Raw genomic sequence first — 22,512 nt, 5'->3', positions numbered from 1 at the left:
ATGCCACCTATCATAGTCAAGGCCATCAGCCATTTTAAAAGGGAGTTTGTATGGTAAGCGCGCTTTATGCCGTATTGGGTGCGTTATTGTTAATAAAGTTCTCTTTTGACGTCGTTCGCCTGCGTATGCAATACCGCGTTGCTTACGGCGACGGAGGTTTTAGCGAACTACAAAGCGCTATCCGCATTCACGGTAATGCGGTGGAATATATTCCCATTGCACTGGTGCTGCTGTTATTTATGGAAATGAACGGCGCAGAGACGTGGATGGTGCATATTTGCGGGCTGATGTTGATTGCCGGACGACTGATGCATTATTACGGATTCCACCACCGGCTTTTCCGCTGGCGACGTTCAGGCATGAGCGCAACCTGGTGTTCGCTGTTGCTAATGGTGCTGGCGAATCTTTGGTATATGCCCTGGGAGTTGGTTTTCTCCCTGCATTAGCGCACAATACGCCACTTTATTTTTCCCGGATTTTTACGTTATGTCTCACCGCGACACGCTTTTTTCTGCGCCTATCGCCAGTCTGGGTGACTGGACCTTTGATGAACGGGTAGCTGAAGTCTTCCCGGATATGATCCAGCGTTCCGTTCCCGGCTACTCCAACATCATTTCTATGATTGGCATGCTGGCCGAACGTTTCGTGCAACCCAACACGCAGGTCTACGATCTTGGCTGCTCTCTGGGCGCGGCGACGCTCTCGGTGCGTCGCAATATTCATCACGAGAATTGCAAAATTATTGCTGTCGACAACTCTCCGGCTATGGTTGAACGCTGTCGTCGTCACATTGATGCTTATAAAGCACCGACTCCGGTTGAGGTTGTCGAAGGCGATATTCGCAACATTACTATCGAAAACGCCTCGATGGTGGTGCTGAATTTTACCCTGCAATTCCTTGAGCCACCCGAGCGCCAGGCATTGTTGGATAAGATTTATCAGGGGCTGAATCCTGGCGGCGCGCTGGTGCTATCTGAAAAATTCAGCTTCGAAGACGCGAACGTAGGCGAGTTGCTGTTCAACATGCACCACGACTTCAAACGAGCAAATGGCTATAGCGAACTGGAAATCAGCCAGAAGCGCAGCATGCTGGAGAACGTGATGCTGACCGACTCTGTCGAAACGCACAAAGCGCGTCTGCATCAGGCTGGTTTTGAACACAGTGAATTGTGGTTCCAGTGCTTTAACTTTGGTTCTCTGGTGGCATTGAAAGATGAGGCTAGCGCATGATCGACTTTGGTAACTTTTATCAGCTGATTGCCAAAAATCATCTTTCTCATTGGCTGGAAACGCTGCCAGCGCAAATCGCGACCTGGCAGCGCGATCAACACGGCTTGTTTAAGCAGTGGTCGAACGCGGTAGAGTTTCTGCCCGAGCTGAAGCCGTATCGTCTGGATTTACTGCATAGCGTCACCGCAGAAAGCGAAGAGCCGCTCAGCGACGGTCAGCTCAAACGTATCGACACCCTGATGCGTAACCTGATGCCATGGCGTAAAGGGCCGTACTCATTGTACGGCGTCAATATTGATACCGAGTGGCGCTCAGACTGGAAGTGGGATCGCGTTCTGCCGCACTTGTCTGACCTCACCGGACGCACCATTCTTGATGTCGGTTGCGGCAGTGGCTATCACATGTGGCGCATGATTGGCGCGGGCGCACATCTGGCGGTCGGTATCGATCCGACCCAGTTGTTCCTGTGCCAGTTTGAGGCAGTGCGTAAACTGCTGGGCAATGATCAGCGCGCGCATCTGCTGCCGCTGGGTATTGAACAGCTTCCGGCACTCAACGCCTTTGATACCGTATTCTCCATGGGAGTGCTTTACCACCGCCGCTCACCGTTGGAACATCTCTGGCAGTTGAAGGATCAATTGGTTAAAGATGGCGAACTGGTACTGGAAACGCTGGTGGTTGAAGGCGACGAAAATACCGTACTGGTGCCAGGCGATCGCTACGCCCAGATGCGTAACGTTTACTTTATTCCGTCTGCGCTGGCGCTAAAAAACTGGCTGGAGAAATGCGGGTTTGTTGATGTGCGTATTGCCGACGTATGTGTGACCACTACCGAAGAACAGCGCCGCACCGAATGGATGATAACCGAATCGCTGGCCGATTTCCTCGACCCGAACGACCACAGCAAAACGGTGGAAGGCTACCCTGCTCCACTACGTGCGGTATTGATTGCACGTAAGCCGTAGTCACTTTTTGCCAGATGACCGTTACGTATAGCACCATTTATCCAAAATAGTTCAAGTTGCAGCAAGGCGACCAACGTCGCTGCGGCTTGAAATATGAAGGAGAAAAAAAGGCCCCTGTTGAAATTGCAGGGGCCTGGTACGAGCAAGCATCATATTGGGCGACATGATGCAACGGTAAAAATCAGCTGGCCTGATGGTGTGCAATGATCGCTTTCATTTCCGCAACCGCCACCCCGTCTACCGCATAGCGAGAATACTCATCCGCCTGCGAATCCGAAGACATCGACAACCCCGTATTGCGATAACGCATGGGTGAAGCCTGCCATACTCCGGCAGAACTGTGGACTTCCTGCACTCCGGCATTAAGGAACAGGGACAAATTCGAGGCGCGAACCCCCGCTCCGGCCATAATGATTGGAGCACCTGCCTGCGCAATAAGTTCCATTATTTTTGTTAAACCTTGCGCCGCATCTGATTTTAGCCCAGAAGTCAGCACTCTGGCGACGCCCAAATCAGCTAATTTTTTTAGCGCATTGAGTGGGTTAGCACACATATCAAAGGCCCGATGAAAAGTGACGTGCAACGGACCGGCAGCGATCATTATTTTCTCCATGCGCGGCATATCAACATCGCCATCCGCATCTAAAATGCCGGTTACCACCCCTGAGAACCCGAGTTCCCTCACCATCGCAATATCATCCAGCATTGCAGCAAATTCACCGTCGGTGTAACAAAAGTCGCCTCCACGCGGGCGAATAATGGGATTGACGGGAATCGAAATATGCTGGCGAACAGAACGCAAGACGCCCAGCGACGGCGTTAAGCCCCCCTCTTTCGGCGCTGAACAAAGCTCAATACGATCCGCGCCATTTTGTTGCGCCGTACGCGCGCACTCCATGCTGTAACAGCAGATTTCCAGTAAAGCCATACTCACTCCTGACGTTCGCTGGCCACAATCGCTTCAATCGACCACGGATGAAATTTTATCGTCACGCTGCCGTCGCTAACCGCCAGCGTAGGGTTTGGTAAACGCTCGCGCTCGCCTTTTGGTGAACTTGTTTTTACAAATATGCCCGGCTGGCTTAGTCCAGAATCTGAAAGCAGCGCCAGCGCTCGCGCATTCAACGTCTCCACGTCGCCCGGCAGAACTATTTCAACATGCTCCCAGCCTTCATGCGGATAGCGTTTTTCGCCCGGCCATGGCAGTTCTACGATGCTAAATTGCCAGTGTTGCACACAGACGGGCTCATTGAGTTTGAACAAACAAATCGGTCGGCCATTAATGATATTTTCTGACAATAGTTCGCCGCACTGCTCAAAACCACGACGCCAGCGCTCTGCGGTGGTATTTTGATGACAGCGCAGAGAAATGTGATCGGCTTCAAGCGATGAGACATCCAGCCCAAGGCGAGTGGAAAGATCCGTTAACGCCTGAATGAAATGCGGTAAATCTGCGGAAATATCATGCAGTTCTGCAACTGTTTGCCAGTTCGCCATAATTAAAGCTCATATCCATGTTCAAAGCGGCTAATTTACCCTGTTGCGCAGCCCCAACCAACTGCTGATTTTCTTAAGCGCGATATGAATAATTATACGTAATTACAATGTTTATATTTCAGGCTGCTGGCGGTGCTCGCAATGCTGACGGCAACGGGCATTTGCAGTATACTCCCGCCCTTAATTCTTAAACTGGTGCGGTCAATTTTAAGCCGCTTCATAAATGTAAGGTATTCCGGTGAATATTCAGGCTCTTCTCTCAGAAAAAGTCAGTCAGGCCATGATTGCTGCAGGCGCGCCTGCAGATTGCGAACCACAGGTTCGTCAGTCAGCAAAAGTACAGTTCGGCGACTATCAGGCTAACGGCATGATGGCTGTCGCAAAAAAACTGGGTATGGCGCCGCGACAACTGGCTGAGCAGGTGCTGACTCATCTGGATCTCAACGGGATCGCCAGCAAAGTAGAAATTGCGGGCCCGGGCTTTATTAACATTTTTCTCGATCCGGCATTTCTGGCGCAGCACGTTCAGCAGGCGCTGACCTCCGATCGCCTGGGCGTCACCCAACCGGCTAAACAAACCGTTGTGGTTGACTACTCCGCACCTAACGTCGCGAAAGAAATGCACGTTGGTCACCTGCGTTCCACCATCATCGGTGACGCTGCCGTGCGTACGCTAGAGTTCCTTGGTCACAATGTTATCCGCGCTAACCACGTCGGCGACTGGGGCACTCAATTCGGTATGCTTATCGCGTGGCTGGAAAAACAGCAGCAGGAAAATGCCGGAGAGATGGCGCTGGCTGATCTGGAAGGTTTCTACCGTGATGCGAAAAAACATTACGACGAAGATGAAGCCTTCGCAGAACGCGCCCGTAGCTATGTTGTGAAGCTGCAAGGTGGCGACGAGTACTTCCGTGAAATGTGGCGCAAACTGGTCGACATTACCATGTCACAAAACCAGTTAACCTACGATCGCCTTAACGTTACCCTGACCCGTGACGACGTCATGGGTGAAAGTCTGTACAACCCGATGTTGCCTGGCATTGTGGCCGATCTCAAAGCGAAAGGTCTGGCTGTTGAAAGCGAAGGCGCTACCGTCGTATTCCTTGATGAGTATAAGAACAAGGAAGGCGAACCGATGGGCGTTATCATTCAAAAGAAAGATGGCGGCTATCTCTACACCACGACCGACATCGCCTGCGCCAAGTATCGTTATGAAACGCTGCATGCCGATCGCGTACTGTATTACATCGACTCCCGTCAGCATCAACACTTAATGCAGGCCTGGACCATCGTGCGTAAAGCAGGTTATGTGCCGGACTCCGTACCGCTGGAACACCACATGTTCGGTATGATGCTGGGTAAAGATGGTAAACCGTTCAAAACACGTGCGGGCGGCACGGTAAAACTGGCCGATCTGCTGGATGAAGCGCTGGAGCGCGCACGTCGTCTGGTGGCAGAGAAGAACCCGGACATGCCTGCCGACGAGCTGGAAAAACTGGCGAATGCGGTCGGTATCGGCGCGGTGAAATATGCGGATCTGTCGAAAAACCGTACCACCGACTACATCTTCGACTGGGACAACATGCTGGCATTCGAAGGCAATACCGCACCGTACATGCAGTATGCTTACACCCGCGTACTGTCCGTATTCCGTAAAGCGGATATCGACGAAAGCGCGCTGGCAAATGCGCAGGTGATTATCAACGAAGATCGCGAGGCTCAGCTGGCTGCGCGTCTGCTGCAGTTTGAAGAAACGCTGACCGTTGTTGCACGTGAAGGTACACCGCACGTGATGTGTGCTTACCTGTACGACGTTGCGGGTCTGTTCTCCGGTTTCTATGAGCACTGCCCTATCCTTAGCGCTGAAAACGAAGAAATTCGTAACAGCCGCCTGAAACTGGCACAGCTGACGGCGAAAACGCTGAAGCTGGGTCTGGATACACTGGGTATCGAAACCGTAGAACGTATGTAAGTGTGCTAAAAAAATCAGGCCTGAGTTCGGATGTCGGACTCAGGCCTTTTTTATTTCCGTAAAGGGCTATCTGTAACAACTCACAAGGAATGACACATTTCCGTAGAGAGATGGAACATTTTTTGCCTGTCATCCCGGTTATGCCTCCGTATTATTAGGCGGCGAATTAATCGGGTACGGTTCAATGACATTCAGAGATTTTGAGGCGGAAGAAAAACTCTTCCAGCGGCGTGTATTGGTAGCCTTTGGCCTGGTGGTCATCTGCTTTGGCATCCTGATTTACAATCTCTACAACTTACAAATCTGTCAGCATCAGTATTACACCACCCGGTCGAACGCAAACGACATCAAAATGCTCCCCGTGGCCCCAACGCGTGGCATGATTTACGATCGCAACGGCATCCCGCTGGTGCGTAACGTCACCTGGTATGACATTTCCGTTACACCTTACAAAATCAGCGATATGAATGCCTTGATTGAGCAACTCACGCCCATCGTTGATCTCACCCCTGACGATATTGACCAGTTTCGCCATGAATTGAAAACCAGCAGCCGCTATCGCCCGGTCGTGCTAAAAAATGCGCTGACCGATGTGGAAATCGCCCGTTTTTCGGTTAACCAGTTTCGTTTCAGCGGCGTCAATATCAACAGCTATGAAGACCGCCAGTACCCTTATGGCGCGGCGCTGGCACATGTCCTTGGCTATGTTTCAAAAATCAATGATAGCGATCTGAAAACGCTGGATAAAAAAGGTCTGGCAGAGAATTACGCCGCCGATCACAACATCGGGAAGCAGGGTATCGAGCATTATTACGAAAATGAACTGCATGGGAAAACCGGTTATCAGGAGGTGGAAGTTGATAACCACGGACGCATCGTGCGTCTGATCAAAGATGTGCCACCCGTTGCCGGAAAAGATATCCATCTGACGCTGGACCTGCACTTGCAGCAATACATTGAGAGCCTGTTAGCGGGCCAGCGGGCCGCGGTTTTGGTTGAAGATCCGCACGACGGCTCCGTGCTGGCAATGGTCTCAAATCCCAGCTATGACCCCAACCCGTTTGTCAAAGGCATCAGTTATCAGGACTACAACAAGCTGCTTCAGGATAAAGACCTGCCATTGATCAACCGCGTCACCCAGGGATTGTATCCTCCCGCCTCTACGGTTAAACCGTATATGGCGATGTCAGCGTTACTGGACGGCGTGATTACGCCGCAGACCAGCTTCTTCGGTGCGCCCACCTGGACCCTCCCTGGCACCGATCGACATTACCGGGACTGGAAAAAAACCGGCCACGGTATGTTGGATGTCACCAAAGCGATTGAAGAGTCTGCCGACACGTTCTTTTACCAGGTGGCGTATATGATGGGAATTGACCGGATTAACAGCATGCTCAGCCAGTTTGGCTATGGCAAACCGACCGGCATCGATCTTGATGAGGAGTATAACGGCCTGCTCCCGAGTCGCGAATGGAAACAGAAAGTGCATAAAAAAGCCTGGTATCAGGGAGATACCATTTCGGTTGGTATCGGTCAGGGCTACTGGATTGCCACGCCTATCCAGATGGTAAAAGCCATGGTCGCACTGATTAACAACGGCAAGGTTATCGCCCCTCACCTGCTCCTTGATGAAGAAAGTGGAAAAGCCATCACGCCGTATCAGGCTCCCGAAGCACCCACACAAATTGCTTCTGCTTCATCACCCTATTGGGGATTGGTGCGTCAGGCGATGTTCGGCATGGCGAATGAACCAAACGGCACGGGGTATAAGTTCTTTCACACCGCGCCTTATGGCATTGCCGCAAAAAGCGGCACATCACAGGTCTTTAGCCTGAAAGAAAATCAGACCTACAATGCGAAAATGATCCCGATACGCCTGCGCGACCACGTGTTCTATACCGCGTTTGCGCCGTATAAGAACCCGAAAGTTGCTGTGGCGTTAATACTCGAAAACGGCGGCAGCGATGGCGTCACCGCCGCGCCGGTCATGCGTCGAATAATGGATCATCTGTTTGATCAGCAGGACAACGTTGCACCAACAGAGACAACTGAACAAGCAGGTCCGATAGCAGCGGCACTATCGGACGCCGATATCAAAAATACTTACGCAAGTATTCGGTAAGGCACAGCATCGCCATCGCCTGTCCGTAAGGCATGGAGGTCCGCGGGATGTTGCGGTAGAAATCGAGATTGTGACCCATTCCGGTCCCAAACGAGGTATGCAGCAATTCACCTTCCGGTGAAATATGTTGCACAATGCCTCTGATGGCTTTTTCGGCTACTGCTGCATAGTCTTGTCCGACATAGCGTTTACGTACCGCCTTGAGGATCCCATAAGCAAATCCGGCGGTAGCCGATGCTTCCAGATACGACTGCGGGTCGTCCAGCAAGGTGTGCCACAGTCCGCTTTCATCCTGGCACTTCGCCAGCGCCGCGATTTGCGCATTCAGAACCTGCACCAGATAGCGATGCACGGCATTGTTTTCCGGCAAATCAAGTAACTCAAGGAAGTCCGGAATAACTATAGTTAACCAGCTGTTGCCACGCGCCCAACGCGCGTTGGCGAAGTTATGCTGCCCTTCATAGCTCCAGCCGTGGAACCACAACCCCGTTTCTTTATCCATCAGGTTTTGTACGTGCAGCAGGAACTGATAGGTTGCCTCTTCAATATACTCGGGACGGTTAAGCAACTTGCCAATCTTCGCCAGCGGTAAAACCGTCATCATCAACGTGTCATCCCACATCTGCTGATGATTTTCTTCCGCCAGCGTAATGTGTTGCATACCGCCGAAATCAGTGCGCGGCATATCATGCATTGCCCACTCAGCCCAACTGTCGAGCCACGGCAGATACGCGGGATTACGCGTCTCTTCATAGCGATACGCCAGCGTTAAAAACGGCGCCATGGTGTTAACGTTTTTGGTTGTTGCGCCTTCAGCAAAGCGATCGGCAAACCAGCTGTCGATGATATCGCGCATCGTTGCATCGCCGGTTTGTTGATAATACTGATACATTCCGTACAAGCCGACGCCGTGCGTCCACTCCCATCCCGCCCAGCCCTTGGTATCGATAACACGCCCGTCATCCAGGCGTAACAAGAACTCGCCAGTCTCATCATGAATATTGACCAGGTTATGCGTCACCTTTTTGATCAACGCTTTTAATTCATCCCTGGCAATAAAATGTTCTGGCTGACGCAACAATGGACTGTGTTTAACCGGGTAAACAATCATTTACTTAACCTCTGTCAATGTCGAATTCAATGCGGCACCCTTTTCCAGCTTCGGAGCCGCGGGTTTATTACGATTCAGGTAACCAATATTGTTGTTACCCCAAAGTGATTCATATGGCATGCCCGACAGCATCTCTACGGTGGCGCGTCCTTTCGTGGAAAGTCCTTCCAGCACAGGTCTCCCAGACTCACGCATTTTTGCCGTCTCTTCACGCAGGGTACTGTGCGTTTGCAGGTTCAGTTTAAAGCGCAGGGAAACCAGGAAGCCCAGTGCCAGAACAATCAGCGTGCCGCAGCTCAGAATTAACAGGATGGTATGGCTGACTGCCGCAGGCTGCATGCCCTGACCGGAGACAAAACCGGACAACTGCATAACAATCCCCACCAGCATCACAGCCCCCGCCTGCGACGCTTTACGTGTTAACGTCATAATGCCGGCGAAGATCCCTTCGCGACGCTGGCCGGTAATCACTTCGTCAACGTCGGCGATATAGGTGTAGATATTCCAGGGAACGTAATTGATGCCGCCACGTCCCAGACCCGCCACGGCGGATACCAGCAGCAACAGAGAATAAACATCGCTGAGCCCGGCGTAATACAGCCCCGCGTAGGAGAGTGAACTGAGGCCAAACAGGACCACCACCATGCGATAAGACGGCGCGGGTCCGAAACGGATGCACAATGGGATCATGGCGATAACGGCAATAAACTGGAAAATAGCCATCGTACCCAGCAGATTTGACGCCATCGATGCTTCCTGCATCAGCACAAACACCACATAATAAGTAAAGACGGCGTTGAAAACGTCCTGCGCAATATAGCCGCCAAGATACATACCTAAATGTTGGCGAAAGATACGGATACGTAGCGTTGAACTCAGTTCAACAAGCAAGCGGTTCATACTCTGGCTAAAGGTCAGGCTTTTCTTCTCTTCTTCAGCTTGCAGGGCCGCCTGGGTCCACTCTTCCCGCGGGCGTTCCCAGGTAAAGAACCAGACGAAAGTCAGCATCAGTGCGCACAGCACTGAGAACACCAGACTGGCGTAGAAAAAAGACATCGGATTGTCTTTGCCAAACAGCGTCAGCAGAACACCGGGTAAGAATGAGGCCAGAATGGCTGACATTTGCGCCATCGAAATACGCGCGCCGGAGAATTTGGTTTTCTGTTTAAAGTCATCGGTCATTTCAGGCACCAGAGTTTCGTATGGCACCAGAATCATGGTGTAAACCACGTCAAAAATCAGATAGGTGAGTAGGTAGTACCAGAATCCCATATCCCCCACCCACATTAGCGAGTAACTAAAGACACAAGGGATCCCCAACAGAATAAAAAACTTACGACGCCCAAAGCGTTTACCGAGCCAGGTTGAGCCAAAGTTATCGGTTAAAAAACCCATTAACGGACTCACGATGGCATCCAGCACCCTGGCGGTAGCGAAAATAAAGGTCGCTTCGATAGGCGTCAGACCACAGAACGTGGTGTAGAAATAGAGCAGCCAGGCCGCGGTTAATGCCGTGGTGCCTGCGCCTAAAAAATCGCCAGAACCGTAGGCAAAATAGTTAACCAGGCCAATTTTTCGTGTCTTCATTGCCGTTACCCCTGCACATTATTGGGCGGCCCCACAATCCTCGCTTTGACATAGGGCATCCTTACAGGGCCACAGTAAAAGCTAACAGCAAGTGAAACCTTTCTATTTCTGCCAGGGGGATTCGCAAAATGGCAACAGCACAAAGAGTCCGGCAACGTATGTCACCTATTTTATAAAACAGCGTTTCTATTTAATCAAAGAGGCGGGCTAAAATTGCGAAGCAGCCAGCAGTTTCTGCTGCTGGCATGAATAAAGGAAAGCGTTAACGATAGTTCACAATTACCTGATTGCGCTGAACTTGTAAGGCAGGGATCAGGCGACCACCACCTGGCACTTCCCAGACAAAGTGCATCGGTTCAATGGCGGGAACATTATTGAATCCGTTCGTGGTCCCGCTTTGCCCGTCCAGCTCAACACAGCGGGATTGAGAACATAAACGCGCCCGTAAACCCGCGGGCGTTGGACCATTAAGCTCATAACGCCAGGCCACCAGCGTCATCAACCCCGAGACTGGCTGACTGGGAACCAGTGGCGCAGACGAGGCTGACTGACCACGGTAGTTTAACGTAATTCCCATTCCGCTGGCCTGCCAGGCCCCTTCTCCGGCAGCCTGCACCACCAGAGGAAAAAACAACAACCACAGTAAATTACGCATTATTTGCCTCCAATTGTCGCCGTCATGCGGATATGGCGGTTGTCGGAAAGCTCCATGTTAGATAACACCACCAGTTGCGGTATGCTGCGGCGTAAAAAGCGTGCCAGTAATGGACGCAAGGCATGATTAACCAACAAGACCGGCGGCGCACCCAACATTTCCTGACGGGCAAGCGCTTCCTGAGTCTGGGCCAGTAGTCGGTCTGCCAGTCCTGGCTCCAGCCCACCACCGCCCTGCAGCGCCTGTAGTAACAAACGTTCGAGCGGGGTATCAAGACCGATAACCTGAACTTCTTCATTACCCGGGAACCACTGCTGAGTGATAGCGCGTCCTAACGCCACACGCACCACCGCAGTAAGCTCATGTGGATCGTTTTGCAGCGGCGCATGTTCAGCCAGCGTTTCGAGAATGGTACGCATGTCGCGAATCGGGACTTTCTCGTCCAGTAAGTTCTGCAGCACTTTATGCAGCGTAGTGAGCGTCACGACACCAGGGACCAAATCTTCCGTCAGTTTTGGCATTTCCTGCGAGACGCGATCGAGAAGCTGTTGCGCCTCCTGACGGCCAAATAGCTCAGCGGCGAACTGTCCAATCAGGTGATTCAAATGCGTGGCGACAACGGTACTGGCTTCAACTACCGTAAAGCCCTGAATTTGCGCCTGTTCCTTCAATGCGCTTTCAATCCAGATAGCGTCCAGACCGAAAGCCGGATCAACCGTTTTCTCCCCCGGCAGCGACCCGGCGGCGGTACCCGGGTTAATGGCCAGCCAACGCCCCGGATAGGCGTCACCGCTGCCAATTTCCACCCCTTTCATCAAAATACGATAGCGGGCCGGCTGCAGATCCATATTGTCACGGATGTGTACCACTGGCGGCAGGAAGCCCATATCCTGAGCAAATTTCTTACGAATACTGCGAATTCGCCCCAGTAACTCGCCATCCTGCTGAAAGTCCACCATCGGGATCAGGCGATAACCCACCTCCATACCCAGGGAATCCTCCAGTTGTACGTCGTTCCATGTGGCTTCAACCACGGAGTTATTTTCCGGCATTTTCACCGGCTGCGGTTCATCCGGGGCCTTTTGTTCACGACCTCGCATCCACCAGGCCAGAGCCAGTAACGCGGCGGTAAACATCAGAAACACCAGGTTCGGCATGCCCGGAACCAGACCCAAAAGTCCAAGCACCGCCGCGCTGAGCAGCATGACGCTGGGATTACTGAACAACTGGGTCACCATCTGTTCGCCGACGTCCTGGTCGGTACTCACGCGGGTCACGATAACCCCCGCCGCAGTGGAGATAACCAGTGCAGGAATTTGAGCCACCAGCCCGTCACCGATAGTCAGCAGGGTATAACTTTCCGCTGCGCTACCCATGCTCATGCCATGCTGCAATACCCCGACCAACAGTCCGCCGACCACGTTGATCACCATGATCAAAATACCGGCGATGGCATCACCACGTACGAATTTACTCGCACCGTCCATAGAGCCGTAGAAATCCGCTTCCTGGGTCACTTCTGCGCGTCGCTTTTTGGCTTCATCTTCGCCAATCAGACCGGCATTCAAATCCGCATCAATCGCCATCTGCTTGCCGGGCATACCATCCAGCACGAAGCGTGCGCCAACCTCGGCGATACGCCCGGCACCTTTGGTGATTACCATAAAGTTAATGATGACGAGAATGACGAAGACCACGATACCGATCGCAAAGTTACCGCCCACCAGGAAGTGACCAAAAGCTTCAACCACCTTCCCCGCCGCCGCCGCACCGGTGTGTCCTTCCATCAAAATGATACGCGTAGACGCGACGTTCAGCGCGAGGCGTAATAAGGTGGTAAACAGCAAAATCGTCGGGAATGCTGCAAACTCCAGCGTACGCTGGGTGAACATGGCCACCAGCAGCACCATAATCGACAGCGCGATGTTAAACGTGAACAGCAAATCGAGGACGAAAGCCGGCAGCGGCAGCACCATCATCGACAGGATCAGCAGGATGAGGATCGGTCCGGCAAGGATTTGCCATTGCGTGGATTTCAGGTTGCTGGGCAGACGCAGCATCGCGACCAGATTAGCCATCAGTAGTCTTCTCGTTCATAAAATCCAGTGTTTCAGGCACCGGAAGGTTTTCAGGTTGTGGTGGACGCTTGCCGCCGGCGAGACGCCAACGTTTGAGCTGCCATACCCATGCCAGAACTTCGGCAACGGCGGCATATAATTGACCCGGTATTTGCTGACCAATCTCAGCATGACGATACAGCGCACGCGCCAGTGGCGGCGCTTCTAACGTAGGGACCCGATGCTCGGCGCCAATCTCACGAATGCGCAGCGCCACCAGACCCGCGCCTTTGGCAACAACTTTTGGTGCGCTCATTTTGTTCTCGTCATACTTCAAGGCCACCGAATAGTGCGTAGGGTTGGTAACAATAACGTCCGCTTTCGGCACATCCGCCATCATGCGACGTTGTGCCGCCGCACGCTGCATTTGGCGTATTTTGCCCTTAACGTGCGGGTCACCTTCGCTTTGCTTAAATTCGTCCCGGATATCCTGGCGCGACATGCGCAGCTTTTTCAGGTGGCTGTAAATCTGAAAAAAAACGTCAAATCCCACCATCGGAATGACGCCAAGCACCACTAACAGCGCGCACATGCCGACTAAATCGAGGGCATTGCCCATCGCCGTAATTGGTGATTCTGCCATTAACCGCATCATCTCCGGCCACTTGTGCCAGAGGTAAAATCCAGCCACGCTGCCTACCAGCGTAGACTTCAGTATCGCTTTGAGCAGTTCCGCCCCGGTTTGCGCTGAAAACATGCGTTTTATGCCCGGCAACGGATTCAGCTTTGAGAACTTAGGCTGCAGAGATTTACCGCTGAAAATTAAGCCGCCAAGCATCACCGGGGAGATTAATGCCACCAGAACAACGCCGGTAATCAAAGGTAACAGCGCAATCATCGCGTCTTTGATCAGCAGGATGATTTGGCTGAGGATCAGATTTGGGTCGTTGACCATACTGTGGTCAAAACGTAATCCGGCCGACAGCATGCCGGCCAGTCTGCGGGCAAGCGACTCCCCACCAATCCAGATAATGCACACGCCCACCAGCAAAATAAGCAGTGAGGTCAGCTCTTTGGATCGGGGGATCTGCCCTTCTTCCCGTGCTTTTTCAAGTCGGTGGGGTGTGGGGGCTTCTGTTTTGTCGTCGTCGCTTTCTTCTGCCACGCATCAGACCCTGGATAGAGATATAGGCGAGAATGATGCCAGAACAGCCATCCAGCAATGGGAAGAGTAAGCGGTAAAAAAGACGGGATTTATAGCTTTAAGCAGAATTGCGTAAGAACCGGATGAGAGGCCAGCGCCCCACATCCGGCAAATAGCCATCAGAATCCGAGGCTATCCAGCAGGTCATCAACCTGATCCTGGCTTGCCACCACGCCGGCTTTTGAGGTGTCAACCTGCGGGCCGTTCAGCAAGCTTTCGTTTTCACGTTTTGGACGAGCGCCCTGCTCCGGAATATTTTCCAGCAGAACCATCAGCAGCTGACGTTCAATCTCCTGAATAACATCCATCATACGCTTGATGACCTGACCGGTGAGGTCCTGGAAATCCTGCGCCATCATGATGTCCAGCAGTTGGGCGTTGGTAAAGCTGGTATGACCGGGGACATCGCCAAGAAACTGGCGGGTATCAGTGACCAATTCACGGGCGTCAGACAGCTCGATCGGATTTTCGAACCACTCATCCCAGCGTTTGGTCAGGTCTTTGGCCCCTTTTTCCATCGCGTCCTGGTGCGGCTGAGAAGCTTCCACGCTGTTCAGCGCCCGCTCTGCCGCCTGTGCGGTCATCTGCACAACGTAATCGAGACGATCGCGGGCATCGGGAATCGCTTCTGCCGCTTCGGCAATAGCCTGATCCAGCCCCAGTTCACGCAGGCTGTCGCGCAGCATTCGGGTCAAACTGCCGATGCGCGCGATGATATCCCCTGCTGAGTGTTCGTCAGCAGGTTTAATTTGTGGTTGCATCATCATTATCACACCCTCACATGCCCAGTTTCTCAAAGATTTTATTGAGTTTCTCTTCCAGCGTCGCTGCCGTGAACGGTTTCACGACATACCCACTGGCACCTGCCTGTGCTGCCGCAATGATGTTCTCTTTTTTCGCTTCCGCCGTAACCATCAGCACCGGCAGGGATGACATTCCGCCATCGGCACGAATGGTTTTCAGTAGTTCCAGACCATCCATGTTCGGCATGTTCCAGTCGGAAATGACAAAACCAAATCCACCTGCCTGCAGCTTATTCAGCGCGTCCACGCCATCTTCAGCCTCTTCAACATTGTTGAATCCCAGCTCTTTGAGCAGGTTACGCACGATGCGACGCATGGTGGAAAAGTCATCCACAACTAAAAACTTAAGCTCTTTGTCCGCCATAAAAAAATAAACTCCTGATTCAAATACGTATTGCCTGTCCGGCACTGATTTTCGCCAGCATTTGCTGGCTTACCTGGCTAAGATCGACCACTTCGCTTACGCCACCCATATTGATGGCCTCGCGCGGCATGCCGAACACCACACAACTAGCTTCGTTTTGCGCAATGGTCCAGGCACCCGCCTGATTCATCGCTAACATTCCGGCGGCACCATCGTTGCCCATACCCGTCAGGATCACACCCACGGCATTACGCCCCGCATGTTTTGCCACCGAATGGAACAGCACATCCACTGAAGGTCGATGCCGGTTAACCGGCGGACCATCATGAATTTTGATCTGGTAGTTCGCCCCGCTGCGCGCCAGTTCCATATGCTTATCGCCAGGCGCGATATACGCATGCCCTGGCAGCACACGCTCCCCGTCCTCAGCCTCTTTCACGGTTATCTGACACAGTTTGTTCAGACGTTCGGCGAATGAACGGGTAAATCCTGGCGGCATATGCTGGGTAATAAGAATACCGGGACTTGAAAGCGGCAATGGCTGGAGTACATGCCGAATTGCCTCTGTTCCTCCGGTTGAGGCACCAATCACCAGCAGTTTTTCCGAACTGAGTAACGGCCCCGCTTTCAAGGTCGTCGGAGCCGCCATGGGTTTATGGGCCGCCAGTTTTGCCCGTGACGCGGTGCGGATCTTCTCAGCGATCATCTCGCTGTAGGCCAACATTCCTTCACGGATCCCCAGTTGTGGCTTGGTGACAAAATCAATCGCCCCCAGTTCCAGCGCCCGCAGCGTGACCTCGGAACCTTTACCGGTCAGCGAAGAGACCATAACCACCGGCATCGGGCGCAGGCGCATCAGTTTCTCAAGAAAGTCGAGTCCATCCATGCGCGGCATTTCCACATCCAGCGTCAGGACGTCGGGATTGTATTTTTTGATTAAATCCCGGGCGACTAACGGATCTGGCGCCGTTGCCACCATTTCCATATCACTGTGGCTGTTAATTATTTCGGTCATGATCTGACGCATCAGCGCGGAATCATCGACCGACAACACCCTGATTTTACTCATGCTTTATCCTTACCTGGCGCATGCGCATACACGGTCTGTCCACGCAGGCTAAACTCGCGCACGAGGTTGCTAAAGTTTTCTGAATGACCTGCAAACAGCAGCCCATCGGGTTTAAGAAGTGGAACAAAACGGTGCAAAATGTCCTGCTGCGTCGTTTTATCGAAATAGATCATCACGTTGCGGCAGAATATGGCATCGAATGGCCCTGGCACGTTGTACTGTTTATCCAGTAAATTCACGCTGGAAAATTCAACATGTCCCGCCAGTTCCTGCCGAACGCGTACCAGTCCCTCATGCGGGCCGGTGCCACGCATGAAATAGCGCTGCAACTGCTGGGGTGACAGCGTTTTTAGCTCATCGAGGCGGTAAATACCGGCTCTGGCTTTTTCCAGCACTTCGGTATCAATGTCGCTGGCAAAAACACGCCAGCGACCCGGGGCCATACCTAAGGTATCGGCGAGCGTAATCGCAATGCTGTACGGCTCTTCTCCGGTTGACGCCGCAGCGCTCCAGACGCGGTATTCACCGCTACGCCGACGCGCATGATCTGACAGCACCGGAAAATGGTGCCCTTCACGAAAAAACGCGGTCAGGTTGGTAGTCAGGGAGTTAATAAAGGCCTGCCACTCAGCACTGTTCTGGTTAGCTTCCAGCATGCTGAGATAGCGACCAAAGTCATCCAGCCCCAGGGTACGCAGACGACGAACAAGACGGTTATAAACCATGTCCCGCTTATGGTCGGCCAGTACGATCCCCGCACGCTGGTAGATTAATTGACATATCCGACGAAAATGCGCGTCAGACAGCGCGAGGCGCTGGGTCATCTGTAACAATAATGACGTTTGCCCGGAGGGCAGAGATGATGTCATAGCGCCTTCTCAATCACATTCAGGATACAACGGGCACAACCTGCGGCTGCGCCAATTCTTGTTTTGCTACGGTTTGCTCTTCAAGCTTAAAAAATGCGACACAGGCTGAAAGATTATCGGCCTGGGTGGCGAGTTGTCCGGTGGCGGACGCGGCTTCTTCCACCAGCCCGGCGTTTTGCTGCGTCACTGAGTCCATCTGGCTGACGGCCTGCGCCACCTGCTCAATGCCTTTACGCTGTTCATCAGAAGCTGAGGCAATCTCGCCCATAATGTCGTTAACCCGGGTAATCGAGCTGACGATTTCAGTCATGGTCCGCGCTGCCATATCAACCAACCGCGATCCCTGATGCACTCGGGTGACAGACTCCTCAATGAGCCCTTTTATTTCTTTCGCCGCCTGCGCGCTACGACTTGCCAGATTGCGTACCTCTCCGGCGACGACGGCAAAACCGCGCCCCTGCTCACCCGCGCGAGCGGCCTCGACCGCCGCATTCAGCGCGAGGATATTGGTCTGAAAGGCAATGCTGTCAATCACGCCGATAATGTCGCCAATTTTCTGCGAGCTGGCGGAAATCTCATGCATGGTGCTGGCGACCCGGGACGTCTGTTCGCCGCCTTTATGCGCGGTATCGGCCGCACTTTTGGCAATTCCTGACGCCTGGCGCGCGTTATCAGCATTCTGCCCGACGGTTGCGGTCAGTTGTTCCATGCTGGCCGCCGTTTGCGCCAGCGCCGCCGCCTGCTGTTCAGTCCGTGAGGACAAATCGTTGTTGCCCATCGCGATTTCTGAAATGCCGCGATGCATGGCTGAACTGCCCTGGCGAACTTCGCTTACCGTTTCACGCAGCGCCTGCTGCATCTTCTTCAGACTGGCAAAAATGGCCGAGATCTCATTGCGCCCATAAACCGCCACCGGGCGGGCCAGATTACCCGCGGCAATGCTGTCAAAATGACTGCCAATAATCGCCAGCGGCTGGACAATCATCTTGCGCGACCAGTACAACGCCGCACTGGTTAACAGCGCCGCCAGTATCACCATCGTGGCGAAAATCACCCCCGACATATGGTAATTTCTCTGGCTCTGCTCTCCTGCCGTTTGCAACACGCGGTCGATGTTGCTCTGCCATGCATTCACATTCGCATCAAAAGCATCTTGAGCCGCCTGCACCGGTGCGGTCAGAAAATCTGACAACTGATTGTTTTCAAGCCAGGTGGCCTGATGCGCGAGATCGCTGTGCCACTGATTGAAACTTTTCTCCGTCGCGCTAAACAGCGCCTTGCCTTGTTCCGTCGTATCCGACGTCGCCATAAAGCGTTTAAACATCAATTCAGACTGCGCCAGGCTATCGCGCGCGAGGGTCATCAGGGTTTTGATGTCCTCTGGCGGATAGCTCAGGGCGGTCAGCGTCCCTGCCTTATTAAGGGCCGTACTGGCCTGTAATAACACAGCGCGGGTTTGGGCCAGCGCAGCGCGTTGCTGATTACTCCGTTCGACCTGATTCAGGTTCTGAAAACCGTCCCGAAATGCCCAGAAGGACAAGCCATTACTGCCAATCTGCAAAACACCGCAGAGGATTAAAATCAAAAACAGCGTGGTCGAAATTCGAATACGATTAAACATCAACGCTCCCATCGGGCGGCACTGGCCGCGGTTTAACTATCAGTCAAAATGTTTCCCAATTCGTATCTTGTTCAATGTTCTGGCGTGGGTTAGAAGCGCTCACCGCCGCAGGTAATCGAGCATCACGCGGCTTAGACGACGCCGGGCGTGACGCAAGACGGAAAGTCGACACCGACTGCGTCAGACGGCTGGCCTGTTCTTCAAGAGCAGCGGCCGCAGCGGCCGATTCCTGTACTAAAGAAGCGTTCTGCTGCGTAACGCGATCCATCTCAGAGACTGCGAGCGCAACCTGATCAATCCCCCGGCTTTGCTCGTCGGAGGCCGAGGCAATCTCGCCCATAATGTCAGTCACCCGCGTCACGGCATTCACGATGTCGTTCATCGTTTCTCCTGCGCTTTCTACCAGTACGGAACCGGTATCCACGCGGGAAACAGAATCTTCAATCAACGCTTTGATCTCTTTCGCCGCCTGCGCACTGCGGCTTGCCAGATTACGCACTTCGCCCGCAACTACGGCAAAACCACGACCTTGCTCACCGGCACGTGCCGCTTCAACCGCCGCGTTCAGTGCGAGAATGTTGGTCTGAAAGGCAATCCCATCAATGACGCTGATGATGTCGGCAATTTTCTTCGAGCTATCAGCGATTTCATGCATGGTGTTCACCACGCTATCAACCACTTTGCCGCCATGCTGCGCAGTATCGGAGGCGCTTTTCGCCAGTTGCGAGGCCTGACGCGCGTTGTCCGCATTTTGCTTCACGGTTGCGGTCAGTTGTTCCATGCTGGCAGCGGTTTCTTCCAGCGCAGATGCCTGCTGCTCAGTACGAGATGAAAGATCGGTGTTGCCGCTGGCAATTTCGCTGGTCCCGGAATAAATCGCATCAGAGCCTTCACGCACCAGGGTGACGGTTTCCGTCAGCGAACGCTGCATATGATCAACCGTACTGGCCAGCTCGCCGATTTCGTTACGACCGCTGACGGCCAGAGTCGCAGTCAGGTTACCGCTGGCGATTTCCCGAATATGGGCAATGACGCGAGCCAGAGGATTAAGCAAGGTATGACGAATGCCATACCACACCACCACCAGAATCAGTACCAACACGACGGCCAGCACGCCAAGCTGCCATTGGGCGAAGTGGTAATCCCGTGCGCTTTGATCAAATGCCTGAGCATAAAGCTTCTCGCTCACGCTGGCGTACTTGCCCAGCGCCTCGCCGAGCGCATTTTGCATTCCCTGAGTTGGTTGCGCGAAATAGGCATCCATATTGCCGTTCTCCAGAAACTGAATCAGTTCTGTCAAAGCCGCATGGTATTGCTGATATTTCTCCTCAACATTGCCGCTGGCTTCAGCCATCTCCGGTAACGGGGTGATGTTTTTAAAATTTGCGTAATGCGTATCCGCCTGCGCCAGAGAGGCTTTCGCATTCTTCAGCAGATCGTTTTTCGCGCTGCTCTGCTGGTTAGACGCATCCATCATCATGCGTGCAGAAGAACGGCTTAAATTGATTCGTGTTTGCAGCATCAGATCCCATGTTGAGGTGAGTTCACTTTGCTGCTGTCGTAAATCGTTAGAGATAACAAAACTTTGTTGATTCTGCTGCAATGAAGAAAACAACAGACCACCGGAAACAAGCTGTAGCAGTGCGAAAACCCCCAGCACCATCATCAGCATTGTGACAACGCGGATACGGTTAAACATAAGGCACCTTCCTGAAAACGAGTTATCAACGTTATCGGCAGTGGCTGAGATAACTTTACGTTTGCGAAAAGGAAATCCTGAGAGACGGGAAGCCTGGCGGAAGGACGGTAAGACAGGGTTTGGTAACCACAAATTATTCACATAAAAACATCATGATTATCATGTATATAACATGCTCATTCCTTTGTGAACATGCCCAGATTGGATGAAATTGCCACCCTTGTGTGATTGAGATCACACATACACATCGTAAATACCACAACAAAATGAATAAAAAATTAAAAAAAGTTGTATCAGGTGGCGCTTTAATTCAATTTATATGATGAATATTTCGTTACCACTTAATAAGTATAAAAAATGAGTAACCGATCAATAAATGTTAAATCCTTACTGAGGACTTTTTAGTGGCAAATGCAAACAAACTCACGTTGTTTATCGTGATCTTCATGCTGGCAGGGATCCTGTCAGGTGCGGTGATCCACTCTTATGCCTCTCCCGGCGTTGTGAACGCCTGGGCCGATAATATTACGCTTCTCACCGACATCTTTTTGCGCCTGATAAAAATGGTGATCGCACCTTTAGTATTCAGCACCCTGACCGTCGGCATTATGCGCCTGGGAGAAACATCCACCATCGGGCGCGTAGGTGGGAAAGCGATGATCTGGTTTATCAGCTCTTCCATACTGTCTATTCTGGTCGGTCTGTTTGTGGTTTCTCTTGAGCAACCCGGCAGCGGACTGAATCTGGCGATCCCGCAGGAAGCCACTGATACCGGCCTGGCCGTAGGCGGCATGAGCCTGAAAGGTTTTCTGACTCACACCATCCCAACCAGCATAGCTGAGGCGATGGCCAACAATGAGATCCTGCAAATTGTGGTGTTCTCAATGTTCTTCGGTATTGGAGGAGCATCGCTTGGTGAAAAATTCAACGCGCCACTGGTTGCCGCGCTGGATGTGGTCTCCCACATAATGCTGAAGGTGACGGGTTACGTGATGTACGTTGCGCCACTGGCCATTTTTGCCGCCATTTCCTCAGTTATCTCCACCCAGGGTCTGGGGATCCTGCTCAACTACGCGTCGTTCATCGGCGGCTACTATGTGGCTATTTTGCTGACCTGCCTGGTTCTACTGGCAGTGGGTTATATCATGCTGAAAAAAGAGGTTTTTCGCCTCGTGAGCATGCTGAAGGATCCTGTTCTGGTGGCATTCACGACCAGCAGCTCTGAAGCCGCTTATCCGAAAACGCTGGAGCAATTAACCAAATTTGGCTGTTCGCCCAACATCGTGTCATTCGTATTACCTATAGGTTATTCGTTTAACCTGGTCGGCTCGATGGTCTACTGTTCCTTCGCCTCTATGTTTATCGCGCAGGCCTATAATATTCACCTCTCCTTTGCCGAAATTACCGTCCTGATGCTAACGCTGATGCTGGCGTCTAAAGGAATTGCAGGTGTGCCGCGTTCAGCGCTGGTGGTACTGGCGGCGACTATCCCGAGCTTCAATATTCCGGTTGCCGGAATTCTGCTACTGATGGGGATTGACCACTTCCTGGATATGGGACGTTCAGCAATCAACGTATTAGGTAACGGGATTGCAACGGCAATGCTGGCACAGAATGAGGGTTTACTGGAAGAAGAACCAGAACTGGTCGAGCGGGAAGCGTAAAAGATAATAATGCCGGATGGCGC

General features: G+C 52.6%; 19 protein-coding genes. 6 read left to right on the top strand and 13 right to left on the bottom strand.

Annotation, left to right across the window (positions count from 1 at the left end):
- Positions 1-50 precede the first annotated feature (50 nt).
- Genes NMD08_RS10655 through cmoB form a run of 3 tightly spaced genes read left to right on the top strand, consistent with a single transcriptional unit; the run spans position 51 to position 2,195 of the window.
- Positions 51-446, top strand: coding sequence for an MAPEG family protein (locus NMD08_RS10655; protein WP_151218853.1), 396 nt, complete (start codon positions 51-53; stop codon positions 444-446).
- A gap of 40 nt (positions 447-486) precedes the next feature.
- On the top strand, positions 487-1,230 hold the full coding sequence (gene cmoA / locus NMD08_RS10650; protein ID WP_151218854.1) for a carboxy-S-adenosyl-L-methionine synthase CmoA: 744 nt from the start codon (positions 487-489) through the stop codon (positions 1,228-1,230).
- The gene (cmoB, locus tag NMD08_RS10645) at positions 1,227-2,195 is read left to right on the top strand and encodes a tRNA 5-methoxyuridine(34)/uridine 5-oxyacetic acid(34) synthase CmoB (protein ID WP_151225614.1); all 969 of its coding nucleotides are present in this window, start codon (positions 1,227-1,229) and stop codon (positions 2,193-2,195) included. Before cmoA ends, cmoB begins: the two co-directional genes overlap by 4 nt.
- A gap of 181 nt (positions 2,196-2,376) precedes the next feature.
- Here cmoB and cutC read toward each other — a convergent pair whose 3' ends face one another.
- A complete protein-coding gene (gene cutC / locus NMD08_RS10640; protein ID WP_370620124.1) occupies positions 2,377-3,123 on the bottom strand; it encodes a copper homeostasis protein CutC in 747 nt (248 codons plus the stop codon).
- Between the two features lie 2 nt (positions 3,124-3,125).
- Positions 3,126-3,692 carry a VOC family protein gene (locus NMD08_RS10635; protein ID WP_151225615.1) on the bottom strand — a complete coding sequence of 189 codons (567 nt, stop codon included), beginning with the start codon at positions 3,690-3,692 and terminating at the stop codon, positions 3,126-3,128.
- 238 nt (positions 3,693-3,930) lie between these two features.
- On the opposite strand from NMD08_RS10635, the gene argS reads away from it, so the two are divergent.
- Both argS and mrdA read left to right on the top strand, forming a co-directional pair.
- On the top strand, positions 3,931-5,664 hold the full coding sequence (argS, locus tag NMD08_RS10630; protein ID WP_101742217.1) for an arginine--tRNA ligase: 1,734 nt from the start codon (positions 3,931-3,933) through the stop codon (positions 5,662-5,664).
- A 184-nt stretch (positions 5,665-5,848) separates the two neighbouring features.
- Entirely contained in the window at positions 5,849-7,786 is a 1,938-nt protein-coding gene (gene mrdA / locus NMD08_RS10625) for a penicillin-binding protein 2 (protein WP_370620123.1), read from the top strand.
- Here the strand turns inward: mrdA and NMD08_RS10620 are convergent.
- From NMD08_RS10620 to tar, 11 genes are all read right to left on the bottom strand, one after another.
- Entirely contained in the window at positions 7,758-8,897 is a 1,140-nt protein-coding gene (locus NMD08_RS10620; RefSeq protein WP_370612279.1) for a glycoside hydrolase family 105 protein, read from the bottom strand. The two genes, mrdA and NMD08_RS10620, sit on opposite strands and share 29 nt — an antisense overlap.
- Positions 8,898-10,484, bottom strand: a complete 1,587-nt coding sequence (locus NMD08_RS10615; protein ID WP_370607488.1) for an MFS transporter — start codon at positions 10,482-10,484, stop codon at positions 8,898-8,900.
- Between the two features lie 262 nt (positions 10,485-10,746).
- Entirely contained in the window at positions 10,747-11,139 is a 393-nt protein-coding gene (flhe, locus tag NMD08_RS10610) for a flagellar protein FlhE (RefSeq protein WP_370620122.1), read from the bottom strand.
- Positions 11,139-13,217 carry a flagellar biosynthesis protein FlhA gene (gene flhA, locus NMD08_RS10605; RefSeq protein WP_151225617.1) on the bottom strand — a complete coding sequence of 693 codons (2,079 nt, stop codon included), beginning with the start codon at positions 13,215-13,217 and terminating at the stop codon, positions 11,139-11,141. The genes flhe and flhA overlap by 1 nt, the downstream gene beginning before the upstream one ends.
- Positions 13,210-14,361: a flagellar biosynthesis protein FlhB gene (gene flhB, locus NMD08_RS10600; RefSeq protein ID WP_370620121.1), complete on the bottom strand. Its 1,152-nt coding sequence runs from the start codon at positions 14,359-14,361 to the stop codon at positions 13,210-13,212. The genes flhA and flhB overlap by 8 nt, the downstream gene beginning before the upstream one ends.
- Before the next feature lie 158 nt (positions 14,362-14,519).
- On the bottom strand, positions 14,520-15,164 hold the full coding sequence (cheZ, locus tag NMD08_RS10595) for a protein phosphatase CheZ (protein WP_029139578.1): 645 nt from the start codon (positions 15,162-15,164) through the stop codon (positions 14,520-14,522).
- Between the two features lie 13 nt (positions 15,165-15,177).
- Positions 15,178-15,567 carry a chemotaxis response regulator CheY gene (gene cheY, locus NMD08_RS10590; RefSeq protein ID WP_042307777.1) on the bottom strand — a complete coding sequence of 130 codons (390 nt, stop codon included), beginning with the start codon at positions 15,565-15,567 and terminating at the stop codon, positions 15,178-15,180.
- A 19-nt stretch (positions 15,568-15,586) separates the two neighbouring features.
- Positions 15,587-16,636 (bottom strand): chemotaxis response regulator protein-glutamate methylesterase, encoded by a 1,050-nt coding sequence (locus tag NMD08_RS10585; RefSeq protein ID WP_038641470.1) that lies wholly within the window; start codon positions 16,634-16,636, stop codon positions 15,587-15,589.
- Positions 16,633-17,505 (bottom strand): protein-glutamate O-methyltransferase CheR, encoded by an 873-nt coding sequence (gene cheR / locus NMD08_RS10580; RefSeq protein ID WP_187252260.1) that lies wholly within the window; start codon positions 17,503-17,505, stop codon positions 16,633-16,635. The genes NMD08_RS10585 and cheR overlap by 4 nt, the downstream gene beginning before the upstream one ends.
- Before the next feature lie 19 nt (positions 17,506-17,524).
- Positions 17,525-19,126 carry a methyl-accepting chemotaxis protein IV gene (gene tap / locus NMD08_RS10575; protein WP_210905220.1) on the bottom strand — a complete coding sequence of 534 codons (1,602 nt, stop codon included), beginning with the start codon at positions 19,124-19,126 and terminating at the stop codon, positions 17,525-17,527.
- Between the two features lie 43 nt (positions 19,127-19,169).
- Positions 19,170-20,825, bottom strand: a complete 1,656-nt coding sequence (gene tar / locus NMD08_RS10570) for a methyl-accepting chemotaxis protein II (protein WP_370620120.1) — start codon at positions 20,823-20,825, stop codon at positions 19,170-19,172.
- A gap of 404 nt (positions 20,826-21,229) precedes the next feature.
- Between tar and NMD08_RS10565 the strand changes: the two genes are divergently transcribed.
- Positions 21,230-22,489 carry a dicarboxylate/amino acid:cation symporter gene (locus NMD08_RS10565; protein ID WP_187258816.1) on the top strand — a complete coding sequence of 420 codons (1,260 nt, stop codon included), beginning with the start codon at positions 21,230-21,232 and terminating at the stop codon, positions 22,487-22,489.
- Positions 22,490-22,512 lie beyond the last annotated feature (23 nt).

The sequence above is a fragment of the Citrobacter meridianamericanus genome (assembly GCF_041320245.1).
Taxonomy (GTDB): Bacteria; Pseudomonadota; Gammaproteobacteria; order Enterobacterales; family Enterobacteriaceae; genus Citrobacter; species Citrobacter meridianamericanus.
The sequence above is the reverse complement of the archived record's forward strand: the minus strand, read 5'-3'. Positions and strand labels throughout refer to the sequence as shown.